At 33.0% G+C, this 26,107-nt stretch carries 19 protein-coding genes; 10 read left to right on the forward strand and 9 right to left on the reverse strand.

From position 1 onward, the window contains the following. Positions 1–421: 421 nt before the first annotated feature. Together RSE15_RS08640 and gltX are read right to left on the reverse strand one after the other, a co-directional pair. Positions 422–1,396, reverse strand: a complete 975-nt coding sequence (locus RSE15_RS08640) for an SPFH domain-containing protein (RefSeq protein WP_324067573.1) — start codon at positions 1,394–1,396, stop codon at positions 422–424. Between the two features lie 59 nt (positions 1,397–1,455). Continuing rightward, on the reverse strand, positions 1,456–2,952 hold the full coding sequence (gene gltX / locus RSE15_RS08645) for a glutamate--tRNA ligase (protein WP_324070440.1): 1,497 nt from the start codon (positions 2,950–2,952) through the stop codon (positions 1,456–1,458). A 203-nt stretch (positions 2,953–3,155) separates the two neighbouring features. Here gltX and RSE15_RS08650 point away from each other — a divergent pair, with 203 nt between their 5' ends. From RSE15_RS08650 to RSE15_RS08675, 6 genes are all read left to right on the forward strand, one after another. Next, a complete protein-coding gene (locus tag RSE15_RS08650; protein WP_324067575.1) occupies positions 3,156–6,485 on the forward strand; it encodes a hypothetical protein in 3,330 nt (1,109 codons plus the stop codon). Next, positions 6,478–6,897, forward strand: coding sequence for an rRNA maturation RNase YbeY (gene ybeY / locus RSE15_RS08655; protein ID WP_324067577.1), 420 nt, complete (start codon positions 6,478–6,480; stop codon positions 6,895–6,897). The genes RSE15_RS08650 and ybeY overlap by 8 nt, the downstream gene beginning before the upstream one ends. Before the next feature lie 56 nt (positions 6,898–6,953). Beyond that, a complete protein-coding gene (mnmG, locus tag RSE15_RS08660) occupies positions 6,954–8,825 on the forward strand; it encodes a tRNA uridine-5-carboxymethylaminomethyl(34) synthesis enzyme MnmG (RefSeq protein WP_324067578.1) in 1,872 nt (623 codons plus the stop codon). Between the two features lie 135 nt (positions 8,826–8,960). After that, entirely contained in the window at positions 8,961–9,809 is an 849-nt protein-coding gene (locus RSE15_RS08665) for a class I SAM-dependent methyltransferase (RefSeq protein WP_324067580.1), read from the forward strand. Between the two features lie 240 nt (positions 9,810–10,049). Further along, positions 10,050–10,625: an OmpH/Skp family outer membrane protein gene (locus tag RSE15_RS08670; protein ID WP_324067582.1), complete on the forward strand. Its 576-nt coding sequence runs from the start codon at positions 10,050–10,052 to the stop codon at positions 10,623–10,625. A gap of 76 nt (positions 10,626–10,701) precedes the next feature. After that, a complete protein-coding gene (locus RSE15_RS08675; protein WP_324067584.1) occupies positions 10,702–12,975 on the forward strand; it encodes a helix-turn-helix domain-containing protein in 2,274 nt (757 codons plus the stop codon). On the opposite strand, the gene RSE15_RS08680 is transcribed toward RSE15_RS08675, so the two are convergent. Together RSE15_RS08680 and RSE15_RS08685 are read right to left on the reverse strand one after the other, a co-directional pair. Next, complete coding sequence (locus tag RSE15_RS08680; RefSeq protein ID WP_324067586.1) at positions 12,972–13,361, reverse strand: DoxX family membrane protein; 390 nt, start codon at positions 13,359–13,361, stop codon at positions 12,972–12,974. The two genes, RSE15_RS08675 and RSE15_RS08680, sit on opposite strands and share 4 nt — an antisense overlap. A 2-nt stretch (positions 13,362–13,363) precedes the next feature. Next, complete coding sequence (locus RSE15_RS08685) at positions 13,364–14,515, reverse strand: DNA polymerase III subunit (protein ID WP_324067588.1); 1,152 nt, start codon at positions 14,513–14,515, stop codon at positions 13,364–13,366. Positions 14,516–14,672: 157 nt separating this feature from the next. On the opposite strand from RSE15_RS08685, the gene RSE15_RS08690 reads away from it, so the two are divergent. The 4 genes from RSE15_RS08690 to RSE15_RS08705 all read left to right on the forward strand — a co-directional run bounded on the left by RSE15_RS08690 (position 14,673) and on the right by RSE15_RS08705 (position 18,944). After that, the gene (locus RSE15_RS08690) at positions 14,673–15,860 is read left to right on the forward strand and encodes a phosphoglycerate kinase (RefSeq protein WP_324067590.1); all 1,188 of its coding nucleotides are present in this window, start codon (positions 14,673–14,675) and stop codon (positions 15,858–15,860) included. 63 nt (positions 15,861–15,923) lie between these two features. Next, positions 15,924–17,462 carry a lytic transglycosylase domain-containing protein gene (locus RSE15_RS08695; RefSeq protein ID WP_324067592.1) on the forward strand — a complete coding sequence of 513 codons (1,539 nt, stop codon included), beginning with the start codon at positions 15,924–15,926 and terminating at the stop codon, positions 17,460–17,462. A gap of 15 nt (positions 17,463–17,477) precedes the next feature. Further along, the gene (locus RSE15_RS08700) at positions 17,478–18,461 is read left to right on the forward strand and encodes a DUF4837 family protein (RefSeq protein WP_324067594.1); all 984 of its coding nucleotides are present in this window, start codon (positions 17,478–17,480) and stop codon (positions 18,459–18,461) included. A 36-nt stretch (positions 18,462–18,497) separates the two neighbouring features. Beyond that, the gene (locus RSE15_RS08705; protein WP_324067596.1) at positions 18,498–18,944 is read left to right on the forward strand and encodes a GNAT family N-acetyltransferase; all 447 of its coding nucleotides are present in this window, start codon (positions 18,498–18,500) and stop codon (positions 18,942–18,944) included. Here the strand turns inward: RSE15_RS08705 and RSE15_RS08710 are convergent, their stop codons facing one another. The 5 genes from RSE15_RS08710 to RSE15_RS08730 form a co-directional block, all read right to left on the reverse strand. Next, entirely contained in the window at positions 18,945–19,796 is an 852-nt protein-coding gene (locus tag RSE15_RS08710; RefSeq protein WP_324067598.1) for an OmpA family protein, read from the reverse strand. 1 nt (position 19,797) lies between these two features. Further along, positions 19,798–21,432: a S41 family peptidase gene (locus RSE15_RS08715; protein ID WP_324067600.1), complete on the reverse strand. Its 1,635-nt coding sequence runs from the start codon at positions 21,430–21,432 to the stop codon at positions 19,798–19,800. Positions 21,433–21,501: 69 nt separating this feature from the next. Further along, the gene (gene rnpA, locus RSE15_RS08720) at positions 21,502–21,873 is read right to left on the reverse strand and encodes a ribonuclease P protein component (RefSeq protein ID WP_324067602.1); all 372 of its coding nucleotides are present in this window, start codon (positions 21,871–21,873) and stop codon (positions 21,502–21,504) included. 65 nt (positions 21,874–21,938) lie between these two features. Continuing rightward, entirely contained in the window at positions 21,939–24,062 is a 2,124-nt protein-coding gene (locus RSE15_RS08725; protein ID WP_324067604.1) for an elongation factor G, read from the reverse strand. Positions 24,063–24,204: 142 nt separating this feature from the next. Further along, positions 24,205–26,085: a M1 family metallopeptidase gene (locus tag RSE15_RS08730; protein WP_324067606.1), complete on the reverse strand. Its 1,881-nt coding sequence runs from the start codon at positions 26,083–26,085 to the stop codon at positions 24,205–24,207. Between the last annotated feature and the right edge of the window lie 22 nt (positions 26,086–26,107).

Genomic DNA, 26,107 nt, shown 5'->3' on the forward strand with positions numbered 1-26,107 from the left:
ATTTATTTCAGTATCCAAAGTTATTTTTTAAACGTGTCAGGTTTTCAAAACTTGACACGTTTTCGTTTTATATAGAAATCTTAATAAAAAATCACAAAATTATCACTAAAAATTATCATTAGTAAAATCTATCGAAATTTAATTTTTAATAACTAAAAACTTAAAAAAGCGACTTTCATAAATGAATTTTAAGAATAAAACTTTTTTAGGTAAAGTGTTTTTACATCCCAATTACTAAAAGTGTCTAAAAACGCTTTATTTTAATTTTTGCTAAAAAACGCTTGTTTTTAATCCTGACAAGTTTCAAAAACCTGTCAGGATTCTTTTTTAATAATTAGACACAAAAAAACCACCAATTTTAAATTGATGGTTTTCATTTTGTTATGTTGTCCCGAAACTTCGGGATTATTTCAGCATCAATTTATACTTCTTCAGATTCGCCTTCAGTTCCAAATTCATCTTTTTGATGTTTCTTTGCAACTTTTTTGATGTTTCCTTTTTTCATCATTTCACCTACTTGGTTTGATGCACTAAAAGACGCTACCATATTATTCAACATGTCACTTCCTGCTTGTGGTGAATTTGGTAATAAAATTAAATTAGAATTTGCATCTGCACCAATTGCTTGTAATGTGTCATAATGTTGCGTTACCACAATTAAAGCCGAAGCTTCTTGAGAATTAATTCCCACTTTGTTTAATACATCAACCGATTCTACTAAACCACGAGCAATTTCTCTTCTTTGATCAGCAATACCTTGACCTTGAAGTCTTTTGCTTTCTGCTTCAGCTTTAGCTTTAGCAACAATTCTAATTCTTCCAGCTTCAGCTTCATATTCTGCAGCTGTTTTTTCACGGTCTGCCGCATTAATACGGTTCATCGCATTTTTAACTTGAATATCTGGATCAATATCTGTAATTAATGTATTGATGATGTCATATCCATAAGTCGTCATTGCCTCGTTTAACTCACGTTTTACGGCAACTGCAATATCATCTTTACGTTCAAAAACGTCATCTAATTTTAATTTTGGAACTTCAGCTCGCACTACGTCAAATACATACGATGTAATTTGGTCGTGTGGATATTCTAATTTATAAAACGCTTCGTATGCTTTTTCTTGTAACACTTTAAACTGAACTGAAACTTTCATTTTAACGAATACGTTATCTTTAGTTTTAGTTTCAATGATTACATCTAATTGTTGAATTCTTAAATTTACTCTTCCAGCAATTCGATCTACTACTGGAATTTTTAAATGTAAACCTGAATTTCTAAGGCTAAGAAATTTTCCAAAGCGCTCTACTACTACAACAGTTTGCTGTTTCACGGTAAAGAAAGAAGAAAAAAGGACAATTAATCCAATGAAGATAATTGGAAACATGATAAACTCCATAATTTTTTATTGTTTTAGTTATATGATACTTATACGCTTAATTTTTAAAAAAGTTACACTTATAGTCTCTCAATCGCTTTTTCAATTCTTTCCACTGTTTCGGTTTTTCCTATCATTTCGATAATGTCGAATAAATGTGGACCTTTAAGCGCTCCAACTAAACTCAATCGTAACGGTTGCATTACTTTCCCCATTCCAATTTCATTGGTTGCCATCCATTCTTTTAATAAGGTTTCTATGTTAACTGAAGTAAAATTTTCTATTTTATTCAATTCAGAAATCACTTGTTGCATTAATACCGGCGTTTCTTCTTTCCAGTTTTTTGCTGCTTTCTCATCGTAAGTTGTTGGCGCTTCAAAGAAATAATCGGCTAAATCCCAAAACTCATTCACAAAATGTGCTCTTTCTTTAATTAAGGATACAACTCTTTCTAAATCTATTGACGTAGAAACACCTCTTTTTTCTAAATTTTCAGAAAAATTTACGGCTAATTCCTTATCACTTTTCCCTATTAGATACTGATGATTGAACCATTTGTTTTTCTCTGGATCAAACTTCGCTCCCGCTTTGTGAATTCGGTTTAAATCAAATTTTTCTACCAATTCTTCCAATGAGAAAATCTCTTGTTCGGTTCCGTCATTCCATCCTAATAAAGCTAAAAAGTTAATTACAGCTTCTGGGAAAAATCCGTTTTCTCTGTAACCTGATGAAGTTCCTTCTTCCGTTTTCCATTCTAAAGGAAATACTGGGAATCCCATTTTATCACCATCACGTTTTGATAATTTTCCGTTTCCAATTGGTTTTAAAATCAAGGGTAAATGCGCAAATTCGGGTGCAATCCATCCAAATGCTTTGTATAATAAAACGTGTAAAGGCATTGATGGCAACCATTCTTCTCCACGAATCACGTGCGAAGTTTCCATTAAATGGTCATCCACAATATTAGCTAAATGGTAGGTTGGCATTCCATCTGATTTGAATAATACTTTATCGTCTAATAAATTTGTATCAAACTTAATATCGCCACGAATAATGTCTTTCAATTCTAAAATTTCATTCACAGGTGTTTTAAAACGGATTACATAATGTTCTCCATTTGCAATTCGTTCTGCTACTTTCTCACGTGAAACTGTCAACGAGTTATCCAATTGTTCTCTAACCGAATGATTGTAAATAAACGTTTTTCCATTTGCTTCTGCTTCTTTTCGCATCGCATCTAAACTCTCAGCCGTATCAAAAGCATAATACGCCCAACCTGAATTAATCAATTGATCCGCATATTGTTGATACATCGCTTTACGTTCGCTTTGACGATAAGGTCCGAATTTTTCATTCTTTCCAACGGTTTCTTCTGGCGCAATTCCTAACCATTCTAAAGCTTCAAAAATATAAGCTTCTGCTCCTGGAACAAAACGCGTTTGATCGGTATCTTCAATGCGTAAATAAAAAGTACCACCATGTTTTTTGGCAAATAAATAATTGAATAAAGCGGTACGAACACCACCAATATGCAAAGGTCCTGTTGGACTTGGTGCAAATCTTACTCTTACTGACATTTCATTAAATTTTTTGCAAAGATACGATTTGAATTTTGATTTTGTGGATGATGGATGATGGAAGTTGGATGATGAAAACTTAAAATAAAACTTGTAACCTGAAACTTGAAACAAATCCCAAATGTTAAGTTTCATTAAAAACCTATTGACTATTCTAGGAAGATGTTGTATTTTTATCAGTTATAAACAATATATAAATAGTCTTGGAAACAAAAAGCATTATTTTCGATAAACTTGAAGCATTTATCAAGAAGTTTTATACTAATGAACTGATAAGAGGAGTTATTCTTTTCATCGGATTGGGCTTGTTGTATTTCATTTTTACCTTACTGATTGAATACTTTTTATGGTTATCTACTTCTGGAAGAACAATTTTATTCTGGTTATTCGTTGGAGTTGAATCATTTTTATTGCTTCGATTCATTGCTTTTCCATTGTTTAAATTATTTAAATTACAACAAGGAATTAACTACGAACAAGCATCAGAAATTATCGGAAATCACTTTTCAGAAGTGCAAGATAAGTTGTTGAACTTTTTGCAATTGGCAAACCAAAACCAAACTTCGGAATTATTAGCTGCTTCCATCGAGCAAAAAGCAGCTTCATTACAACCGATTCCTTTTTCAAATGCTGTAATTTTTGCAAACAATAAGAAGTTTTTGCCTTATGCTATTCTTCCAATTTTTTTATTGATTTTGTTTTTTGTTACTGGAAATTCTTCTATAATATCTAATAGTTTTGATCGTGTAGTTCATTTTCAAACCAAATATGCACCGCCAGCTCCTTTCGAATTTGTGGTTTTGAATAAATCATTAACTGCTCAACAGAATTCTGATTTCGTTCTACAAGTGAAAACACAAGGAAAAGTAATGCCTGAAAATATTGCGATTCAAATTGGTGATGAAGAATATTTTCTACAAAGTACAAAACCTGGAGTTTTTGAATATACATTTTCAAAAGTATCTAAAGATGTTACTTTTTCGCTTCTAGCAAATGGATTAAATTCGAAAGATTATCAGATTAATGTGGTGGATGTACCAACTATTGCCAATTTTGAAATGGTTTTACAATATCCTTCTTATTTAGGTAAGAAATCTGAAATTATTCAAGGAACTGGAAATGCTGTAGTTCCAGAAGGTACTGTTGTGAATTGGAGAATTAACGCTTTAGCAACGGATAAAGTTAGTTTCAAATCGAATAATCTATTGAGTGTTTTTGCGAATAAAGAAAACAACTTTTCGCTTTCAAGAAGAATCACTGATAATTTGAATTACGAAGTAATTACTTCAAATAGAAATATTAACGAATTTGAAAAATTGTCTTATCAAATCGCGACTATTAAAGATCAATATCCAACCATTTCAGTCCAAATTGCTCCGGATTCATTAAAGTTAAAATCGAAAATGATGATTGGTCAAGTTGCCGATGATCATGGCTTATCTAAATTACAAGTTGTTTTTTATCCGAAAGAAAATCCAAATGCAGTTCGAAAAGCGAATTTAGCTATCAACAAACAAGCGGTGGATCAATTTATTTATTCATTTCCTAATGGTTTATCAATTGAAGAAGGTGTAAATTACGAATATTACTTTGAAGTATTTGATAATGATGTAGTTAATAATTATAAAAGCACTAAATCATCCGTTTTTCTTCATTATGAATTGACTGAAGACCAAAAAGAAGACAAACAGTTGCAAGAGCAGAATGAAAACATCAATAGTTTAGAAAAATCCCTTCAAAATCAAGAGAAGCAAATTTCTGAATTAGACAAACTGCAAAAGATGAATAAAGAGAAATCTAATTTAGATTTCAAAGATCAAAAGAAAGTAGAAGACTTTATCAATCGTCAAAAACAACAAGACGGAATGATGAAAGAATTTACTAAAAAGTTGACCGAGAATTTGGAAGAGTTCAATCCTAAATCGCAAGACAAAGACAAAGAAGAATTAGTGCGTCGTTTAGAAGAAGCTGAAAAACAAGCAGATAAAAACGAAAAGTTATTGAAAGAATTAGAGGAACTTTCTAAGAAATTAGAAAAGGATGAATTGTTTGAAAAAGCTGATAAGCTAAAACAAAATGCTAAAAGTCAACAACAAAATTTAGAACAGTTAGTTGAATTAACGAAACGTTTTTACGTAGAAAAGAAAGCAGAACAAATTGCGGATAAATTAGATAAGTTATCAGATAAAGAAGATAAGTTGTCTGATGATGCAAAGGAAAATACGGTGAAAAATCAAGATGCTATTAATAAGGAATTTGAGGATATTCAGAATGAACTTCAAGAATTAGATAAAGAAAATAATGAATTAAAAGCACCTATGGACATTCCTAATGATAAGAATGAACAACAGGATGTTAAGAAAGATATGGAGAAGGCTTCTGAAGATTTACAAAAACAAAATCAACAAAAAGCAAAACCCAAGCAAAAAGCAGCAGCAAAAAAAATGAAAGAAATGAGCAGTAAGATGTCTTCTTCTATGGCAGCTAGTGGTATGGAACAAATGGAAGAAGATGCTAAATTATTGCGTCAAATTTTAGATAATTTATTAGCTTTTTCATTTGATGAAGAATCGTTAATTAAAACTACTAATGCTTCTCAAGTTCGTTCTTTGCAATTGAATAAGGTGTTAAAAAAGCAACAAGATTTGAAATTACAATTCAAACATGTAGATGATAGTTTGTTTGCAGTAGCTTTACGTAATCCAAAAATTACTGAAACTATTCTTAATGAAGTCGGTGAAATCCATTATAATCTAGACAAGACTTTAGAGACCATTGCTGATAACAATATTCAAAAAGGTGCATCTCATCAACAGTATGTTTTAACTTCTGCTAATCGTTTAGCTGATTATTTAAGCAATGTTCAAAGTGATATGAATATGGAAATGCAAGGCCAAGGCCAAGGAAAACCTAAACCAGGTAAAGGTCAAGGCAAAGGCATGCAATTACCTGACATTATTAAAAAACAAGAAGGTTTAGGTGATAAAATGAAAGAAGGAATGAAGCCTGGCGATAAACCGGGTGACAAGCCTGGTGACAAGCCTGGTCAAGGCAAACAAAAAGGTAAAGATGGTAAAGGGCAATCTGGTGAAGGAAATCAAGAAGGTGAAAATGGTTCTGATGGAAATGCTGGAAAGGTTTTAGAAATTTTAAAAGAACAGCGACAATTGCGTGATGCTTTGCAAAAGGCATTAGAAAAGGAAGGTATGTCAGGTCAAGGCCAGAATGCTTTAAACCAAATGAAGGATATAGAGAAGCAATTAATCAATAAAGGCTTTAAAAATGAGACGTTGCAAAAAATGTTGAATTTAAAACACGAACTTTTAAAATTAGAAAAGGCAATTCAACAACAAGGAGAAGACACTAAACGTCAATCTAAAACGAATGACAAAAACTATAATGGTAGCACTACTCCACTTTCAAAGGAATTAAAAGAATATCTAAATAGTGTTGAAATATTAAACAGACAAAGCTTACCTTTGCAACCCAATTTTAACCAGAAGGTTCAAAACTATTTTAAAAGCAATGATTAGTTTTAATTACGAAACAGATTTCGAACTCGAAAACGAGGCGCATTATGAAGATTGGATTTCTCGTATTATTCATTCCGAAGGATTTGATGAAGGGGAAATCAATTATATTTTTTGTGATGACGAGTACCTACATAAAATTAATGTAGAATATTTAGATCACGATACTTTAACTGATATTATTAGTTTTGATTACACAGTAGGAAATTTAATACAAGGCGATATTTTTGTTTCTATAGAGCGAGTTCAAGATAATGCAAGCGATTTCAATGTTTCTTTTGAAGAAGAATTAAAGCGTGTATTATCTCATGGTGTTTTACACTACTGTGGTTACAAAGATAAATCTCCAAATGACGAAGCCTTAATGCGTTCGAAAGAAGATGAAAAAATGCAAATGTTTCACGTGGAACATTAAGCGTACAAACTAGAATTTTTTTAAATGTTTCACGTGGAACATAATATTTATAAAAGATGTTTTTAAATCAATATGATGTAATTGTTGTGGGTGCTGGTCACGCCGGTTGTGAAGCTGCTGCTGCTGCTGCCAACATGGGGTGTTCTACGCTTTTGGTGACAATGAATCTTCAAAACATTGCACAGATGTCGTGTAATCCTGCTATGGGTGGAATTGCAAAAGGACAAATTGTGCGTGAGATTGATGCCTTGGGTGGATACTCTGGAATTGTTTCAGACAAGACCTCAATCCAATTCAAGATGTTGAATAAATCAAAAGGTCCTGCGATGTGGTCGCCAAGAGTACAATCGGACAGAATGCGTTTTTCAGACGAGTGGAGAACAATGTTGGAGAATACGTTTAACCTGGATTTTTACCAAGAAATGGTGGCTGGTCTATTATCTGAGAATGGAAAGATTCTTGGAGTGAAAACTTCACTTGGCGTGGAAATCAAAGCAAAGTCTGTTGTGTTGACAAACGGAACTTTTTTGAATGGTTTGATTCATATTGGTGACAAACAATTTGGTGGTGGTCGCGCCGGAGAAAGTGCTTCTTTTGGAATCACAGAAGATTTAGTGAAATTAGGTTTCGAATCAGGAAGAATGAAAACAGGAACACCTCCACGAGTTGATGGTCGTTCTTTAGATTTTTCTAAAATGACAGAACAACCAGGTGATGATGTTCCAGAAAAGTTTTCCTATTCTAATTTAACCGCTCCATTAAAAACACAACGTTCTTGTTGGATGTCGTATACTTCATTAGAAGTGCACGATATTTTACGTGAAGGTTTTGACAGAAGTCCAATGTTCAACGGAAGAATAAAAAGTTTAGGTCCGAGATATTGTCCGTCTATTGAAGATAAGATTAATCGTTTTGCAGATAAAGAAAGACATCAGCTTTTTGTAGAACCAGAAGGTTGGACAACTTGCGAATATTATATCAACGGATTTTCAACTTCGTTACCAGAAGATATTCAATTCAAAGCATTACGTTCAGTCGCTGGTTTTGAAAATGTGAAATTTTTCAGACCAGGTTATGCTATTGAATATGATTACTTCCCTCCTACACAATTGCAACACACTTTAGAAACTAAATTAGTGGAAGGTTTGTATTTTGCAGGGCAAATTAATGGAACAACAGGCTACGAAGAAGCGGCTTCTCAAGGTTTAATGGCAGGAATTAATGCTGCATTAAAAGTTCAGAACAGAGAACCGTTTATCTTAAAAAGAGATGAAGCGTATATTGGTGTTTTAATTGACGACTTAATTACAAAAGGAACAGAAGAACCCTATCGTATGTTTACTTCTCGTGCTGAGTATAGAACATTACTGCGTCAAGACAATGCTGATTTTAGATTAACACCTAAAGCATTTGAAATTGGTTTAGCGAAAGAAGATCGTTTGATTCGTATGGAACAAAAATTTTCTCAATCGGATGCTATGGTGAATTTCTTTAGAGAAACAAGTTTAAAACCCGAAGAAGCAAACCCGATTTTAGAAGCTAAAGGTTCTGCTCCGATGAGTCAACCGGATAAAATGTTTAAAGTTTTTTCACGTCCCCAATTGGATTTGGAAGATTTTAGAAAGTTTAAAAAAGTAGCGGCTTATATTGAAGAGCACGATTTAGATCAAGAAGTAGTTGAGCAAGCTGAAATCCAAGTGAAGTATTCAGGTTATATTGAAAAGGAAAAAAACAATGCCGATAAATTAACACGTTTAGAAGACATGGTTATTCCAGATAATTTCAATTTCGATAAAATCCAATCCATTTCAATTGAAGCAAAACAAAAATTAAATAAAATACGACCAAGAACTATTGCACAAGCATCACGTATTAGCGGTGTTTCGCCAAGTGATATTTCTGTGTTGTTAATATACATGGGAAGATAGTCTCAGTTTTCAGTCTCAGTTTTCAGTTTTTTATTTAACTGCGACTGAACACTGCGACTGTCAACTGAATATGTTTCACGTGAAACAACGTCGCCAACCCTATTAAAATAAGCCTTTCGCATAAAAATAAAATAAATGAATTTTTTAGAAGATAAAAGTTTTATTACCGTTAAAGATTTTTCAGTTTCTGGAGAATCGTTTTTTTTGTTGTTAAATGAAGAATACCAAATCTTAAAAACACATCCACAACCTTCTTTAGATAAATTAGGTTCGTATTACGAATTCGAAGATTATATTTCGCACACCGATGGAAAACGTACCCTATTTGAAAAAATGTATCATTTCATCAAAAGAAAAGCTATTCGCGATAAAGTGAAATTAATTAATTCGTACCAACCGGTAAAAGGAAGAATTTTAGATATTGGAGCTGGTACTGGAGATTTTCTTTTGGAATGTAAAAATCAGAATTGGGATATCTTAGGGATTGAACCAAACGATAAAGCAAAAGGAATTGCTCTAGGAAAAGGAATTAAATTTGGAGATACGATCGAAAAATTAGAAAGTAACTCATTTGATGTAATAACGATGTGGCATGTTTTAGAACACGTTCCCGATGTTGAACATCAAGTGGCCGAATTGAAACGCTTATTAAAACCTTCAGGAACAATTATAATTGCTGTTCCAAATTTTAAATCTTATGATGCAAATCATTATAAAGAGTTTTGGGCCGCTTATGATGTGCCAAGACATTTATGGCATTTTTCAAAAACCGCTATTGAAAAATTATTCGACAAACAAAATATGAATTTGGAAGATGTTAAACCAATGTGGTTTGATAGTTTTTATGTGTCGCTTTTATCAGAAAAATATAAATCTGGTAAAATGAATTTCATTTCAGGATTTTTTATTGGTTTGATATCAAATGTATCTGGATGCTTTAAAAATGAGTTTTCTTCACATATTTATGTGCTAAAAAACAAGTAAAAATTATTTTAAAGCGATTTTAGACACTTTTTTACTTGTTTTGATGTGATTTATTGTCTTTTTTTAAAAATTCATCTCAAACAATTCATTAAAGTTGATTTTTATAAATTGAACCTATAGGTTTTTTAAAAACACATAAACATTTCTTATAGTTAGAAAATAAATAAAAAAGCAACAAATTTGCTACTTTATAACTTATTATTACTTTTACGAAAAATTATTAATTACCAATTTAGAACCATGAAAAAAATTGTATTGATTTTAGGAGTTGCACTTAGCATTTTAGCTTGTAACAAAACAGAGACAAATTCAAAAGAATTCAAAACCGCATATATCAACACAGCTGAAATTATCGAGAAATACGAAAAATTCAAAGATGAAGATGATAAATTCAAAGTAAAATCCGAAGAATTAGGTCGTCCTTTAGAAGCAAAAGTTCGTGCTTTTCAAGCAGAAGCACAAAATTTTCAACAAAGTGCACAAGCAAAAGGACCACAATGGGCACAACAAAAAGGTGCTGAGCTATCTCAAAGAGAGCAACAATTAGGAATTGAACAAAACGCTTTACTCCAACAATTACAACAAGAAGGTGCTGTTTTAAAAGATACTTTAATTAGTGAAGTTAAAAAATTCATTAAAGATTACGGTAAAAAGAAAGGTTATGATTACATTTATGGCACAGGTGATGCGGCTACAATTTTGTATGCTAAAGACAACTATGATATAACTAAAGAAGTTTTAAAAGAACTTAACGAAACTTATAAAGCTACCAAAAAAGACGATAAAGCAGCCACTAAAGAAGAAGAGAAAAAATAATTTAAAGTCCTGAGAAATCAGGACTTTTTTATTTCTAATTGTTTCTATATATTTGTATTTCAAATTTATATGCCAAATGGAATCAGTATCAGCCGCAGCTATTTACACACTTCGATTTATTAATCAAACCAATAAATCAATCTTCCTTACCGGAAAAGCAGGAACCGGAAAAACCACCCTTTTAAAAGAAATCATTGCCACAACACATAAAAATACGGTTGTTGTAGCACCAACTGGAATTGCCGCTTTGAACGCAAATGGGGTAACCATTCATTCGATGTTTCAATTACCTTTTGCAGCCTTTATACCTGATAATAAACAACTTCCACACTTTTCAGACACCGTAAAATTCGAAAATCGCGATTCACTAGGGCGCCATTTTAAGATGAATAACGTGAAACGTTCTGTAATTCGAAATATGGAATTGTTAGTTATTGATGAAGTTTCTATGCTTCGCGCTGATGTGTTAGATGCAATGGATTTTATGATGCGAAAAGTACGCAGAAACGAACGCCCTTTTGGTGGAACTCAAGTTCTTTTTATAGGAGATTTATTACAATTACCACCCGTTGTGAAAAACGAAGAATGGGAAATGCTGAAAAATTATTACCGTGGCATGTTCTTTTTTCATTCACACATCATTCAGCAATATCCGCCTTTATACATCGAATTAGATAAGATTTTCCGTCAAACAGATGCTGAATTTATTGATGTTTTAAACAATTTACGTCATAATAAAATCACGTCGGAAGATGTGCAACTTCTTAATCAATTCGTGCAACCTGATTTTGATCTCAAGAAAAATAAAGGTTTCATCATTTTAACCACGCATAATTCCAAAGCAGATACAATCAATGCAAAATCTTTAGCAGATTTAGAAGGAAAACAGTTTACCTATTTACCGGAAATCACAGCTGATTTTCCAGAAAAAATTTATCCGTTAGAAGAAAAATTGCAACTCAAAGTTGGAGCACAAGTCATGTTTATTAAAAACGATCTCAATTTTGAAAAGCAATTTTTTAATGGGAAAATGGGCGTCATCAGTTCGTTAACCGAAAAGGAAATTTTTGTTCACTTTCCCGAAGAAAGCAAAACGATTGAAGTGGAACGCTACGAATGGCAAAATATTCGCTACAAAGTCAACGAAAACACAAAAGAAATCGAAGAAGAAGTTATTGGAACGTTTGTCCACTACCCTATCAAATTGGCTTGGGCGATTACGGTTCACAAAAGTCAAGGCTTAACTTTTGACAAAGCAGCGCTTGATGTATCGCAAGTTTTTGCCCCTGGACAAGCGTATGTGGCTTTATCGCGTTTGCGTTCGTTAAAAGGGCTTATTTTGCTTTCTCCTTTGCGAATGAATGGTATTTCTAGTGATGAAGAAGTGCTTAATTATGCCGAAAACAAAGCATCCGAAGAAATCTTGCAACATTCATTAGCCAAAGAAACATTGGTTTTCTGGTTAAATACGTTGCTTAACTCATTTGATTTCAAAGAATTAGGTCAAGAATGGCGCAATCATTTGTTCAGTTATAATTCCGAAGCACCAAAATCGCCAAAAACGAAGCATAACGACTGGGCAAAAACCCAACACGATAAAATCGTCGAAATTTTAGAACCTTCGGGGAAATTTCTATCGCAATTACATAAAATTTTTTCCGATGAAAATCTGGATGTCAATTTCGCAAAAGAGCGATGTGATGCGGCTTATCAGTACTTTTTCAAAACGTTAGATGCAGTTGCAGAAGAATTGTTGTTGAAAATTGAAGAAGTAAAACGCATCAAAAAAGTTAAAGCTTTTTATGATGAATTATTGGTTTTAGAAGAACTTCAAATCAAAGCGATTTTACAACTTAAAAAGGCGAAATTATTGACCAATATCATTGTCGAAGGAAAAGAAATTTCAAAGAAAAATCTAATTTCGGAAGATATTAGTGCCTACAAAATCAATAAGTTAGTGGTTGTTGCAGAGCGCTTTAGAACTTCGCACGCTGCTCTGGTTGAAGACGACGAAGACGTTTCCTATTACACCGATTCGAAAAAGAAAAAAACAAAAGAACCAAAGAAATCTACCATCGAAGATACATTGGAATTGTGGAAACAAAACTTATCCATTTACGAAATTGCGAAACAGCGAAAACTCACACCACAAACTATCTACAACCATTTTACCAAGCTGATTCAAATGGAAATCGTGCAACTTTCAGACATTTTACCAGAAGATAAAATTTTCGATTTAAAAGCCGCTTTCAAAGATTTTAAAGGCGAAAGTTTAGGTGAATTAAAAGAAATCCACGGCGATAAATTCTCTTGGGATGAGTTGCGATTGTATAAAGCGAGTTTAAATTAATTCAACCAAAAAACCACTAAAACAGCTGGTATGAAATAAATTACAATCGTTCTAGCACCATCATAATCTTTGGCTAAACGTTGACCAAAAAGCAACATTAGTAAAGTAATACAAGAAACAATAGCTCCATAAAAGCCCAATCCACGAGTAACTGCAGGTTCAGCAATTAATTGAATAATTCCTGAAACACACAAAACACCTGCAATAATTTCTAAGACTAAAACAGTCATTAAAGCAAAAGGAACTTGTTTTGCTAGAATAGTACTGGCAAAATGCCCAGTTAACCATTCTATATTGCCTTTCCAATCTTTAATTTTGTCATATCCAGATTGTAAAAAAGTTATTGCTAATAATGCTAAGACCAAAAGAGGAGCAACTTGTATCATAATTATGCGTTTTTATGGATTAATCGAGTTAATTTTATAGATAAATCAGTTAAGATAATTTTACTATTTCCATTACGTTCTATATGGTAAATAGCGTCTTCTAATTCTTTGTAAATATCAGAAATATTGGCTCCATTTACAAACGGAGCAAATTTTTCCAATTCAAATTTTGGCACTTTTGTTTCTAAGAAAACAAGTTCTTTCGCCTGATAATTTAACAATAAAGCCTGTCTAAAGAAATGAATGCAATAATGTAAAAATTGTTTTTGCGTTTCTCTTCCAGTGGACGCAATGTTTTCGCTCCAAGCAATTAAATCGTTAATGGCAGCCGCATTTCCTTTTGCTCTGAAAGCACTTCTTACCCATTCTACAAACCATTCGTCAAACGGAAATTCATCTTCTTCTTTTCGTAAAATATGTAATGCTTTATTGTAATTTCCTTCGCTTTGATGTGCAATTTTTTTAGCAACAGTTGGATCGCAATTTTCACGTGAAACCAAAGCTTCCGCAATCACACTTTCACTCAAACCAATAAAATCAATCACTTGACAACGCGATAAAATGGTTTGCAACATATCGCTGGTGCTTTCAGTAATTAAAATAAAAACGGTTTTAGCTGGTGGTTCTTCTAATAATTTCAATAATTTATTTGCGGAAGGGCCATTCATTTTATCGGCCATCCAAATAATCATAACCTTATAACCACCTTCGTATGCTTTTAATGCTAATTTTTTATTGATATCAGTAGCCTCATCTACCCCAATTATTCCTTGTTTGTTTTGAATTCCTAAATTTTTCAGCCAATCAAACAAACTTCCGTAAGGACTTTCAATTAAAAATTGACGCCATTCTACCATGAAATTATCACTAACCGCATGACTTTTAACGGTGTCAGTTCCGGCAACAGGAAAAACAAAATGTAAATCGGGATGGGAAAAATGCTCAAATTTTAGGTTACATGTTGTGTTTTCACCCATATTTTCTCCACCCACATTGCCACACAAAATATATTGTGCATAGGCAATTGCCATAGGAAGTGTTCCACAACCTTCAGAACCCACAAACAACTGAGCATGCGGAATTCTTCCGGCTTCGGCACTCTTAGTTAAGTGATTTTTAATATGTTCCTGTCCTAAAATATCTTTAAAAAGCATGCAACAAACCTAATCAAAAAATACCAAAATTGATAGAAAAGAAAGTAAAAAATCAATACCGTATAGTTTTAAAAATTTACTAAATATGATAATTATTATAAAGATTTAAGATACAATAATTTATATTTGCATTTACTTAAATTAAAATTAGTTACAAATGAAAACACTTAACGACTTCAATTTCAACAATAAAAAAGCAATTATTAGAGTAGATTTCAATGTGCCTTTAGATGAAAATTTTAAAGTGACAGATGCTACTAGAATTGAGGCAGCTAAGCCAACAATTGATAAAATTTTGAAAGACGGAGGAAGTGTTATTTTAATGAGTCACTTAGGTAGGCCAAAAGGAGTTGAAGCAAAATATTCGTTACAACACATTGTTTCAAAAACGGAAAAAATTTTAGGTCAAAAAGTGCATTTTGCTTCAGATTGTATAGGAGAGATTGCTGAAAATGCCGCGAAAAATTTACAACCAGGCGAAATTTTATTATTAGAAAACTTACGTTTTTATGCTGAAGAAGAAAAAGGAGATGTAGAATTCTCTAAAAAATTAGCCGCTTTAGGTGATATTTATGTAAATGATGCTTTTGGAACAGCGCACAGAGCTCATGCTTCAACCACAATTATTGCCCAATTTTTTAAAGAGGCAAAATGCTTTGGATATTTGTTAGCTAAAGAAATTGAAAGTATTGAAAAAGTACTTAAAAATTCTGAAAAACCTGTGGTTGCTATATTAGGTGGAAGTAAAGTTTCTTCAAAAATCACAGTAATTGAAAATATTTTAGACAAAGTGAACCACATGATTATTGGTGGTGGAATGACGTTTACTTTTGTGAAAGCGCTAGGCGGAAAAATTGGAAATTCGATTTGTGAAGATGATAAATTAGAATTAGCTATTGAAATTTTAAAACAAGCTAAAGAAAAAGGAGTTCAAATCCACATTCCGGTGGATGTTGTAGCTGCAGATTCATTTTCTAATGATGCAAATACCCAAATTGTGGATGTAAATCAAATCCCTGATGGTTGGCAAGGTTTAGACGCAGGTCCTAAAACTTTAGAAATTATCAAACGCATTATTTTAGATTCAAAAACCATATTATGGAACGGTCCATTAGGAGTTTTTGAAATGGAAAATTTTGCTAATGGAACAATATCATTGGGAGAATATATTGCAGAATCTACTGCCAATGGAGCATTTTCATTGGTAGGTGGCGGCGACAGTGTTGCTGCGGTTAAGCAATTTGGATTAGAACCTAAAATGAGTTACGTTTCTACTGGTGGTGGAGCAATGTTGGAAATGCTAGAAGGCAGAACTTTACCAGGGATTGCTGCTATATTAGATTAAATACAATAAAAGCTTAGTAATTAAGTTATAATTAGTTACCAAGCTCAAAATATATAAAACAAAATGAAAAAATTTATACTGGTTGCATCACTTTTACTCTCGGTTGCTGGTTTCGGGCAAGAGAATGCAGAAAAGGAAAGTTTGTTGACGTTGCCAAAAATGTCCTATTTGGATTCGTTGAAAACAACTTTTGTAAATCACAGCACAAGTAATTGTATTGATGAACGTTGGATTTCTGAACTAGCAAGTGCTGAATTATCTGAAAATATGTTTTCTGATATTTCGGACATCAACATAGATTCTGAAGTAAATTATGATTTATCTACAGAAATATTGAAAAAAAGGTTAGCAAAAATGGATGCTAAATCGCCTTTTAATATTGAGTATAATCCTGCATTAGAAAACACTATTAAAGCGTTTTTAAAAAACAGACCGAAAGCTTTTGAGCGCTTGATGGCGGTTTCAGAATATTATTTCCCAATGTTTGAAGAGCATTTAGCAAAATATAATATTCCGTTAGAATTGAAATATTTAGCAATTGTTGAATCGGCTTTAAATCCGAAAGCAAAATCAAGAGTTGGAGCGTCTGGTTTATGGCAATTTATGTACCCAACCGGAAAACAATATAATTTAGAAGTTACTTCTTATGTTGATGAACGTTACGATCCATTAAAAGCTACCGAAGCTGCGTGTCAATATTTATCAAGTTTGTTCGGAATTTTTGGTGATTGGAGTATGGTTTTGGCTGCTTATAATTGTGGACCTGGGAATGTTTCAAAAGCCATTCGTCGTTCAGGAGGTAGTCAAAATTATTGGAATATTAGAAAAAACTTACCCAAAGAAACTGCTAATTATGTACCGGCATTTTTAGCCACTTTTTACATTTACGAATTTAAGAAAGAACACGGAATTCAACCTAAAAAAGCACCTGTAACGTATTTTGAAACAGATACAATTATGGTGAAAAAACAAATGTCTTTTAAACAAATTTCGGATTTATTAGATATTCCAGTGGAACAATTAGAGTTTTTAAATCCAATATACAAATTAAAGGTAATTCCTTTTGAAGCCGATAAACCTCATTATTTGCGTTTACCAAAAAATAAAATGGGTCTTTTTGTTTCTAACGAAGAAAAAATTTATGCTTATCTAGAACATACCGACACGCATAAAGAGAAGACAAAGAGTGAATATGTTGCATTATCTCCAAAAGATTCAATAGGTTCTAGTCCTGATTCTACTTTTGTAAGTAAACCTAAGTTTGAACGTAAAACACAATATCACACCATTAAAAGTGGAGAAAGTTTAGGAAAGATTGCAGATAAATACAATGTTTCTATTGCAAATCTGAAATCTTGGAACCATATCAAAGGAAATACCATCCAAGCTGGAAAAAAATTAAAAATTTATTCTGATAAAAAGATAATTGTACAAAACGAGTCTAGTGCCAATAAAAACAATACATACGAGGTAAAAACTGGGGATTCACTTTTTTCAATTTCTAAACAATTCCCCGGGGTTTCTATAGACGACATAAAAAAATGGAACGATATTAGCGGGGACAATATTCAACCCGGAATGAAATTAAAAATAAACGGATAATTAATCGTTTTCATTATGAAAAAAATTGCAATTTTAACTCTTTTAGTCGTATCACTTTTTTCTTGTAAAGAATCTTCCAAAGAAGATGTTCAAGCTATATTATCAGAATCTAATGGTAAAATCAATAATGTTTCTATCATTATAGACGATAATTTATGGAATGGTGAAATTGGAGACAGTATCCGTAAAAAGTTTGCTGCTCCAGTAGATGGTTTGCCACAAGAAGAGCCTTTGTTTACTTTAAATCAATACCCAACAAAAGTGTTTGAAGGATTTGTTCGTAAAAGTCGCAACATCATTGTTGTCAAAAAAGGTAAAGAAGCAGGTTATGCTTCAAACACAAATAAATTTGCCAAGCCACAAAATATATTTTTCATTTCTGGAACAGATACGGAAGATGTTTTAAATGTTATAGAAGAAAAATCGGCTGAAATAATAAAAACCATCAAAGCTTCTGAAATTATTGAAAATCAAATTCGAATGAAAAAATCATTGGTTTCTGATGAACAGATTCAAAAGAAGTTTGGTGTAAGTTTACAAATCGGATTTGGATTCAAATACGATATGGTAAAAGAGAATTTTATTTGGCTTCGAAAAGAATTTACTTCGGGTTATAACAGCATTTTAATTTATCAGGTTCCAATTGAAAAAGTTGAAAAAGACACCAATATTATTGCGAATATTACTGCAATGCGTGATGAAATTGGAAAGGCAAATATTCACGGAACGTTACCAAATACTTGGATGATTACTGAAGCTGCTTATGCTCCATACCTTTTTGAAGTTAATGTTGCCAACAAAAAAACCTATTTAACCAAAGGAACTTGGGAATTGAAAAACGATTTTATGGCAGGACCTTTTGTTAATTATGCCATCAAAGACACTAAAAATAATCGTTATTTAATTTTAGAAGGATTCACTTATAATCCATCCAAATCGAAGCGTGATTTGGTTTTCGAATTGGAAGCCATTATTCAGTCGGTTAAATTTTTAAAATAATATCAAGTTCCCATTATTGGGAACTTCTTTTTTATCATGGAAGTAACATTCAAAATAAAGCGATTTAACGAACTTTCTATAACCGAACTATATTCTTTGCTACAACTTCGTTCAGAAGTGTTTGTTGTGGAGCAAAATTGCGTTTATCAAGACATTGACAGCAAAGATGAGAAAGCACTTCATGTTTTAGGCTATTGCAATGGCGATTTAGCTGCGTATTCTCGTTTGTTCAACAAAGGTTATTATTTTGAAGAAACATCAATAGGAAGAGTTGTGGTAAGCCCAAAATACCGCGATAAAAAATTCGGTAATGATTTAATGAGTGTTTCCATTGAAGCCATAAAAGAAAATTTCAACGAGACTGCTATTACCATTTCTGCGCAAGAATATCTTAAAAAATTCTATGAATCACATGGATTTGTACAAACAAGTGAAATGTATTTAGAAGATGATATTCCGCATATTCAGATGAAGAAAAAATAACTACTTCTTAGCTTCCACAGGAACCACATCATTTTTAGTAATCAAAAGTTCAACCCTACGGTCTAAAGTGCTGCCTTTTTTTAACGATTGGGTGTTGCCATAACCCTTAAAAGTCATGCGGGTTTTACTGATGCGTTTCATCAAGAAATAATTATATACTCGTTTTGCACGATTGATAGATAATTCGCGTTTTTTAGTGTCGCGGTCTACTGCTTCTTTTTGGAAGGTTGGCGTGCAACAAACATGCCCTTGAATTTCGAAGTGAATATTTTTGTATTTGTGAAGCTCTAGAGCTATTCTGTCCAATTCTTTTTTTGCTTTATAGGTCAATTGGCTGCTTCCTCTTTCAAATAAAACGTGGTCGAGATAAATTCTATCGCCCACAATTCTATCTTTTTTGATTGTACTATAAACCCCTGGAATCTTTAAATCTTCAATTACAATAGGTTTAAAATTTACCACCACATCTACTCGTCGGTTTTTTGAACGTGCTTCAGGAATATTAGTTTGCATATCTTCATCCAGCATGATTCTTCCTTTTCCTTCTAGTGTAATAATGATTTTACTCTTGATGCCTTTTTCTATTAGTTTGTCTTTTACGGTATTTGCTCTGTTGGTAGATAAAGTGTAATTATATTGATCTTTTCCGCGGTCATCACAATAACCAAAAATTTGAACCGATTCAATACGAGCAGTGTCAATTTTACTTACAAAGGCAACTACCGCATCGGCTTGTTCTGTTTTTAAATTAAATTTATCAAATTCAAAAAATATTGAATGTACTTCTTCTTCTTCTTGAGCAAAAGAAACCACAGAAAAAAGTAAAAAGAAAAGGAAAAATAAACGTGTCATCTTATTTTTTTAATATCGATTTGTATTGGGTTTGATTGTTTAGAAGTAAAATTGCCTTTTCAATTTCTAAATTTTCTTTTACATAAAATTGATATAGGCCTTCTCTATATTGGTAGCGGGTTATCAAATCTTCCTGAATTAGTTTCTTGATTTGATTTTTGTTTTTGTCTAACTCTACTTCTTGGTTTTTTTCAATGGCTTGTTCTAATTGCTTGTATTCAGTTGCAATTTGTGCCTCTATTTTTTCGTTTTTAGCAGTTTCTAAAACATTTTTCATTGCTTTATACGTTTCTGTGTCTAAACTAATTTTTTCCTGCTTCAAATAGGCTTTAAAGGCATTAAAATCGACATCAGTAATAGTGGGAATTCCCGCAAGGGTTGTATTTTTAAAATACCATTGTGTGGCGAAGTTAAAAATGGCATCTGTTTTTATTACAGCCTCTGTTATACTGGCGGTTTTTGTTTCTTCAATTTCTACATCAGGTAAAACACCTCCACCATCATAAACCGTTCTACCTGCTTTAGTTTTAAACGCATTGAATTCGTTTTGTGATTTTTTAATTACTTTTCCGTTTTCGTCTTTTTTTGAATAATCTAACGCTTGAATACATCTTCCCGATGGGGTATAATATCTAGAAATGGTTACTTTAACTTGCGTGCCGTATGACAAATCTAATGGACGTTGTACCAACCCTTTTCCAAAACTTCTCGAACCTAAAACAACACCTCTATCCAAATCTTGAATGGCGCCGGCTACAATTTCTGAAGCTGATGCGCTTTTTCCATCAACAATAACCGCCAACGGAATTTCTAAATCGATAGGTTCATTTTTAGTTCGATATTCTAAATTGTATTTAGTGTTTTTTGATTTTGTGGTAACAATTAATTCATTTTTAGCCACGAAAAGATTACAAATGTTTACTGCTTCATGAAGTAATCCTCCTGGATTTCCTCTTAAATCTAAAATGATCTTGGTGGCTCCTTGTTTTTTTAATTCTAACAATGCTGCTTTAGTTTCTGCACTTGCTTTTTCAGTAAATTTAGTAAGTACAATATATCCTACATTATCTTTTAACAGCGCGAAAAAGGGAACTGCTTTTATTTCAACATCATCTAAAACAATCGTTGCATTTTGCGTTTTTCCTTGACGAATGTATTGAATCTCAATTTTTGTGTTTTTAGCACCACGAAACAATTGCGAAGCGTCTTCTTTATATTCTTTCAAATTAATATCACCAATTTGAATTACTTCATCACCTGCTTTTAAACCTGCTTTATCTGCGGGAAATCCTTTGTAAATTTCTTTCAATAAAACTTTTCCTTCTCTTCGTTGTACCATGGCGCCAATACCTGTATACTCGCCCGTATTGTTGATTTTGAATTTTAAAACATCCTGTTCATTAAAGAAAACGGTATATGGATCCAATTCTTTCAACATGTTTTTTATGGCATTATCCATCATTTCTCCCGGATTGGTTTCATCCACATAATTTTGATTTACGGTTTTGAAGAGCCCCGTGAAGATTTCAATTTGTTTGGCAATTTCAAAGAAATCGTTTTTAAAACTAACACCTACAAAAAGAAATATTGCCGCAACAATAGGAATAATTATTTTTCTACTGAAATATCGTTTCATGAATAAAAGTATTGATACATTTTTACGAAAGTAAATAATATTGTCCAAAAATTAAACCAAAAGATAGATTTACTTCTGACTTTCGTTGAATTTTTGAAAAAGTTGGATGGTCTTTTCCTCAATTTCTTGATACGAAAGTCGTTCTTTGGTTTGATAGAAAAACATAAAAGCATATGGTTTTTCTAAATTATCAATCAAAATATGCTTGTTTAAACGATAAGTTTCGCGTAAAACCCGTTTAAAATAATTTCTGTCTACCGCTTTTTTGAAATATTTTTTTGAAACCGAAACACCCATTTTCACCAGTTCGGCATTTTCTTCTTTGTTTTCAACATATACCAAGCGCAGCGGGAATTTCGAAACCGAATTTCCTTCTGAAAAAAGCAAATCAATAGTAGTTTTGCTTTTTAATTTTTCTTTTTTGGGATAAGTGAATTGCATAGCGCAAAGGTATAAAAAAAGCCTCTTCAAATAATGAAGAAGCTTTTTCAATAACAAAATTTGATTTACACTTCAGAAAGTAACGCATTGCTTATAACTAAATTTTCCTGAATATGTAAAGAAACTAATTGATAATTACTAAATTCCACTTTGAATTTCGCTTTTCCTTGTGTTAATGAACGAAGAGAAGAACCGTAGTCTTTTAGTTCTGCCAAAGGCACTTCCGCTATGATTTTTTGATAATGCCCTTCCGTATCCATGCCTTGAATGATGGCTCTTCGGGTTTGTAAATCGCCCATCACATCACCTGTATGACTATCTTCACACAACACTTCTAAATGATAATAAGGTTCTAAAAGTTGAGGTTTGGCTTCGTTAAACGCTATTTTAAATGCATGTGAAGCCGCTAATTGAAACGAAATATCGTTACTGTCAACTGCATGCATTTTTCCATCGTATATACAAACTCTAATGTTTTGGCAATTTGAACCGGTTAACGGACCTTCGGTCATTTCGTGCATAATACCTTTTTTGATGGCAGTTGCATAACGATTATCAATAGCACCACCAACTATGCACCAATAGAATGCAAATTTTCCGCCCCAAGGTAATTCTTCAATTTCTTTGTTACGGATGTTTACGCCTTGTGGTTCGGGCATATCATCAAAATATGGTTCAATGGTAATGTGCACTTCTCCAAATTGCCCCGAACCACCACTTTGTTTTTTATGACGATATTCAGCTTTTGCCGATTTTGTGATGGTTTCACGATAAGGCACTTTGGGTTCATTAAATACCATTTCGATGTTGATTTCGTTTTCGATACGGTATTTAATTAAGTCTAAATGCAATTGTCCTTGCCCTTGAATAATGGTTTGTTTTAATTCGGCAGATTGTTCTACTTTTAAAGTTAAATCTTCTTCCTGAATTTGATGCAAAGCTTTAATCATTTTTTCCATATCGGCAAGATTAGCAGTAGAAACGGCTTTTCTAATGCGACTAGTTGGGAATTGCATTTTTCTAACTTTTCTGTCGACTCCTTTTGCATTAAGCGTGTTATTTGAATGACCATATTTCAAGCGAACCGTTGCTCCTAAATCGCCAGCGACTAATTTTTCTACCGCAGTACGTTGTTTCCCTTCGGTTACAAAAATTTGAGTTAGTCGTTCGATTTCACCATTATCGGCATTCACTAATTCGTCTCCAGCGTTCAATTCACCCGAAAGCACTTTGAAGTAAGAAACCAATCCTACCTGAGGTTCAGATAGTGTTTTGTAAATAAAAAGAGTGGTTTTATCAGAAGCATCGCATTTTAATTCAGCACCATTTTCTAATTTTTTAGCGGGTCTATCGGCAGGAGAAGGCGCAATATCATCAATAAATCCCATGATTCTTCCGCTTCCCATATCTTTCAATCCCGAAGCACAAAAAACAGGATAAATTTGTTGATGTGCCAAAGCAATGGTTAATCCTTTTGCCAATTCTTCTTCGTCTAAATTTCCTTTTTCAAAGTATTTTTCTATTAAGCCTTCTTCGTTTTCAGCTGCCGCTTCCACTAAAGCATTATGTAAATCATTAGCTTTTAATAGTTCTGAATTTGGAATAGGTATTTTTTCAGGTTTTCCACCATTTTCTGGGAAAACATACATCGTCATGCGAAGTACATCGATAATGCTATTGAATTTTTCGCCCGAATTGTACGGATATTGAATCGGAATTACTTTACTACCAAAACGATTTTTGGCTTGTTCTAAAGTAGTCTCATAATCTGCTTTTGGATGATCCATTTGATTGATGACAAATAGGACAGGAGTTTGGTAATTTTGCACGTATTCCCAAACAATTCCAGCACCAACTTCCACACCAGAAGCTGCGTTTAAAAGAATTAAAGCCGTGTCTGAAACTTTTAACGAAGAAACCACTTCGCCAATAAAATCCTCAAAACCCGGGGTGTCAATGATGTTTATTTTATTGTTGTGCCATTTGGCGTGCATTAAATGACTGTAAATAGTGTTTTCTCTTTCGTGTTCTAAATCGGTGAAATCAGAAATGGTATTGTGTGCTTCTACCGAACCACGACGCGGAATGATACCGCTTTCAAACAACATAGTCTCGATGAATGTGGTTTTTCCCGAACCTGAATGCCCAAGAAATACCACGTTTCTAATGTCTTTGGTTGCAATGCTCATAATATTGTATTTTAAAAATGTGTACTAATTTTTTAGTTGCGTTTTAAGCACCTTAAAATTACGACATTGTAAAAAAGTGAATTATGATATATATCAGTTCAGAATCATCTCACAAAAAAAGCGACCCTAAAGTCGCTTTTCGTTATTTTTGATTAAAAACATTGTCTTCTTTGTTCACATCTGCCATTACATTTTCTGGGTCTATGGTGATGGATTTTATTTTTTCTTTCGGTTTTGCAATTTCAAAAGTAAAAGTTGGATAAGCCCAATCCCAACCTTTTAACACATTTCCTTTTATTCTAGTGTATGGATTAGGTTTTTCCCAACGCATTAAGGTATTTGGAATGTAGAAAAATTCTTTGGTTCCGTCGGTATATTCAACCATTACGTCTAAAGGCATTGGCATTCTTCCTTTTCTTTCAATAATCACTTTTGTATTCGCCGCATTGGCTTCAGAAACTTCTTTAATGCTATAATCAATGGTATTGGTAGTTAAAGTCCAATCTAATAAATACCAATCTAAATTTGCGCCCGAAACTTTTTCCGCCACCCGTTTAATATCGTTTGGAGTTGGGTGCGTAAATTTATATTCGTTGTAGTAACGTTTGATCGTTTTGTTGAGGTTTTCTTGCCCAATTAAATAACCCAATTGTACTAAAAACACTTCTCCTTTGCTATAAGCCGAAATCCCATACGCCATGTTTAAATCATATCGATCAGCGTGCGTAGAAAGTGGTTGTTCCTTTCCTGATTTTGCTAAATAAATGTAGTTTTTATACGAATCTTCAAACGGGTTTTCAGGTTTTTTTGGAGGCAATACTTTGTTCATCGCTAAATTAGAAATGTAGGAAGTAAATCCTTCGTCCATCCATTCGTGTTTGGTTTCGTTAGTAGCTAGAACAAATTGGAACCATGAATGCGCCATTTCGTGTGCGGTTACGCCAACCAAACTTCCGAAAGCTCTATTTCCGGTGATTAAGGTACACATGCCATATTCCATTCCACCATCGCCACCTTGAATTACGGAGTATTGTTTGTATGGATATTGTCCTACGTTTTCGTTAAAATACGCTAACAATTCTGCTGTTTTAGGTTGCATTTTTTTCCAATTTTCTAAATTTTCTTTCTTGTTTTTGTATAAGAAATGCAATTCAACATTATTTGGACCTAAAATCATATCGTGAATAAATTCGTTATCCGCTCCCCAAGCAAAATCATGCACGTTAGGCGCATAAAAATGCCAAGTTAAATTTTTGTTTTTTTTAGGATAAACCACTTGTACACCCGCATCTTGATAGCCGTGACCAATTTCGTTTTTGTTTTGTAAATAACCTGTTCCACCAATAGTGTAGGCTTTGTCAATGGTGATTTTTACATCAAAATTTCCCCAAACACCATGAAATTCTCTTGCAATGTATGGGTTAGCGTGCCATCCTTCGAAATCATATTCACATAATTTTGGATACCATTGGGTCATTGATAAAGCAACGCTTTCTTCTGAAATCCTTCCAGAACGTCGAATTTGTAATGGTACTTGTCCTTGAAAATCTAAGGAAAGTGTTGTTTTTTGTTTTGGTAAAATAGCTTTTGCCAATGTAACTTCTAAAATAGTTCCTACTACTTTTGTGGTTGCTGCAACCCCATCTTGTTTGAAATTAGCGATGTTTAAATAGCCAATTTCGTTTGGTTGTAAGGTGCTGATTTTACTTTCTTTTATGTCTTTTCCTTCTTTCTTAAAGGTTCGCACCATGCGTTTATCTGGGTCGGAAATCGATTGTAAACGTGCATCCATTTCGCTTCCAGGTTGAAAAGCGTTATTATACAAATGATAATACACTTTATGTAAGGTATCATTTGAATTATTGGTGTACACAATTTCTTGTTTTCCGGTATATTGGAATTTTTTCACATCCATTTTCACATCCATTTTATAGTCAACGTGTTGTTGCCAATAGCCTGGATTTGGATTGTTTTGCCCAAACGATAAGAAGGGAACTAAACTTAAAAACAATAATTTTTTCATATTCGTTTTTTAAAAGAAAACC

Source organism: Flavobacterium sp., assembly GCF_035195345.1.
GTDB lineage: Bacteria > Bacteroidota > Bacteroidia > Flavobacteriales > Flavobacteriaceae > Flavobacterium.

Bases quoted from the DNA above. Each gene is read 5' to 3' on its own strand.
- RSE15_RS08640 (WP_324067573.1), bottom strand. From the start codon at position 1,396: ATGGAGTTTATCATGTTTCCAATTATCTTCATTGGATTAATTGTCCTT.
- gltX (WP_324070440.1), bottom strand. From the start codon at position 2,952: ATGTCAGTAAGAGTAAGATTTGCACCAAGTCCAACAGGACCTTTGCAT.
- ybeY (WP_324067577.1), top strand. From the start codon at position 6,478: ATGATTAGTTTTAATTACGAAACAGATTTCGAACTCGAAAACGAGGCG.
- mnmG (WP_324067578.1), top strand. From the start codon at position 6,954: ATGTTTTTAAATCAATATGATGTAATTGTTGTGGGTGCTGGTCACGCC.
- RSE15_RS08665 (WP_324067580.1), top strand. From the start codon at position 8,961: ATGAATTTTTTAGAAGATAAAAGTTTTATTACCGTTAAAGATTTTTCA.
- RSE15_RS08670 (WP_324067582.1), top strand. From the start codon at position 10,050: ATGAAAAAAATTGTATTGATTTTAGGAGTTGCACTTAGCATTTTAGCT.
- RSE15_RS08675 (WP_324067584.1), top strand. From the start codon at position 10,702: ATGGAATCAGTATCAGCCGCAGCTATTTACACACTTCGATTTATTAAT.
- RSE15_RS08680 (WP_324067586.1), bottom strand. From the start codon at position 13,361: ATGATACAAGTTGCTCCTCTTTTGGTCTTAGCATTATTAGCAATAACT.
- RSE15_RS08685 (WP_324067588.1), bottom strand. From the start codon at position 14,515: ATGCTTTTTAAAGATATTTTAGGACAGGAACATATTAAAAATCACTTA.
- RSE15_RS08690 (WP_324067590.1), top strand. From the start codon at position 14,673: ATGAAAACACTTAACGACTTCAATTTCAACAATAAAAAAGCAATTATT.
- RSE15_RS08695 (WP_324067592.1), top strand. From the start codon at position 15,924: ATGAAAAAATTTATACTGGTTGCATCACTTTTACTCTCGGTTGCTGGT.
- RSE15_RS08700 (WP_324067594.1), top strand. From the start codon at position 17,478: ATGAAAAAAATTGCAATTTTAACTCTTTTAGTCGTATCACTTTTTTCT.
- RSE15_RS08705 (WP_324067596.1), top strand. From the start codon at position 18,498: ATGGAAGTAACATTCAAAATAAAGCGATTTAACGAACTTTCTATAACC.
- RSE15_RS08710 (WP_324067598.1), bottom strand. From the start codon at position 19,796: ATGACACGTTTATTTTTCCTTTTCTTTTTACTTTTTTCTGTGGTTTCT.
- RSE15_RS08715 (WP_324067600.1), bottom strand. From the start codon at position 21,432: ATGAAACGATATTTCAGTAGAAAAATAATTATTCCTATTGTTGCGGCA.
- rnpA (WP_324067602.1), bottom strand. From the start codon at position 21,873: ATGCAATTCACTTATCCCAAAAAAGAAAAATTAAAAAGCAAAACTACT.
- RSE15_RS08725 (WP_324067604.1), bottom strand. From the start codon at position 24,062: ATGAGCATTGCAACCAAAGACATTAGAAACGTGGTATTTCTTGGGCAT.
- RSE15_RS08730 (WP_324067606.1), bottom strand. From the start codon at position 26,085: ATGAAAAAATTATTGTTTTTAAGTTTAGTTCCCTTCTTATCGTTTGGG.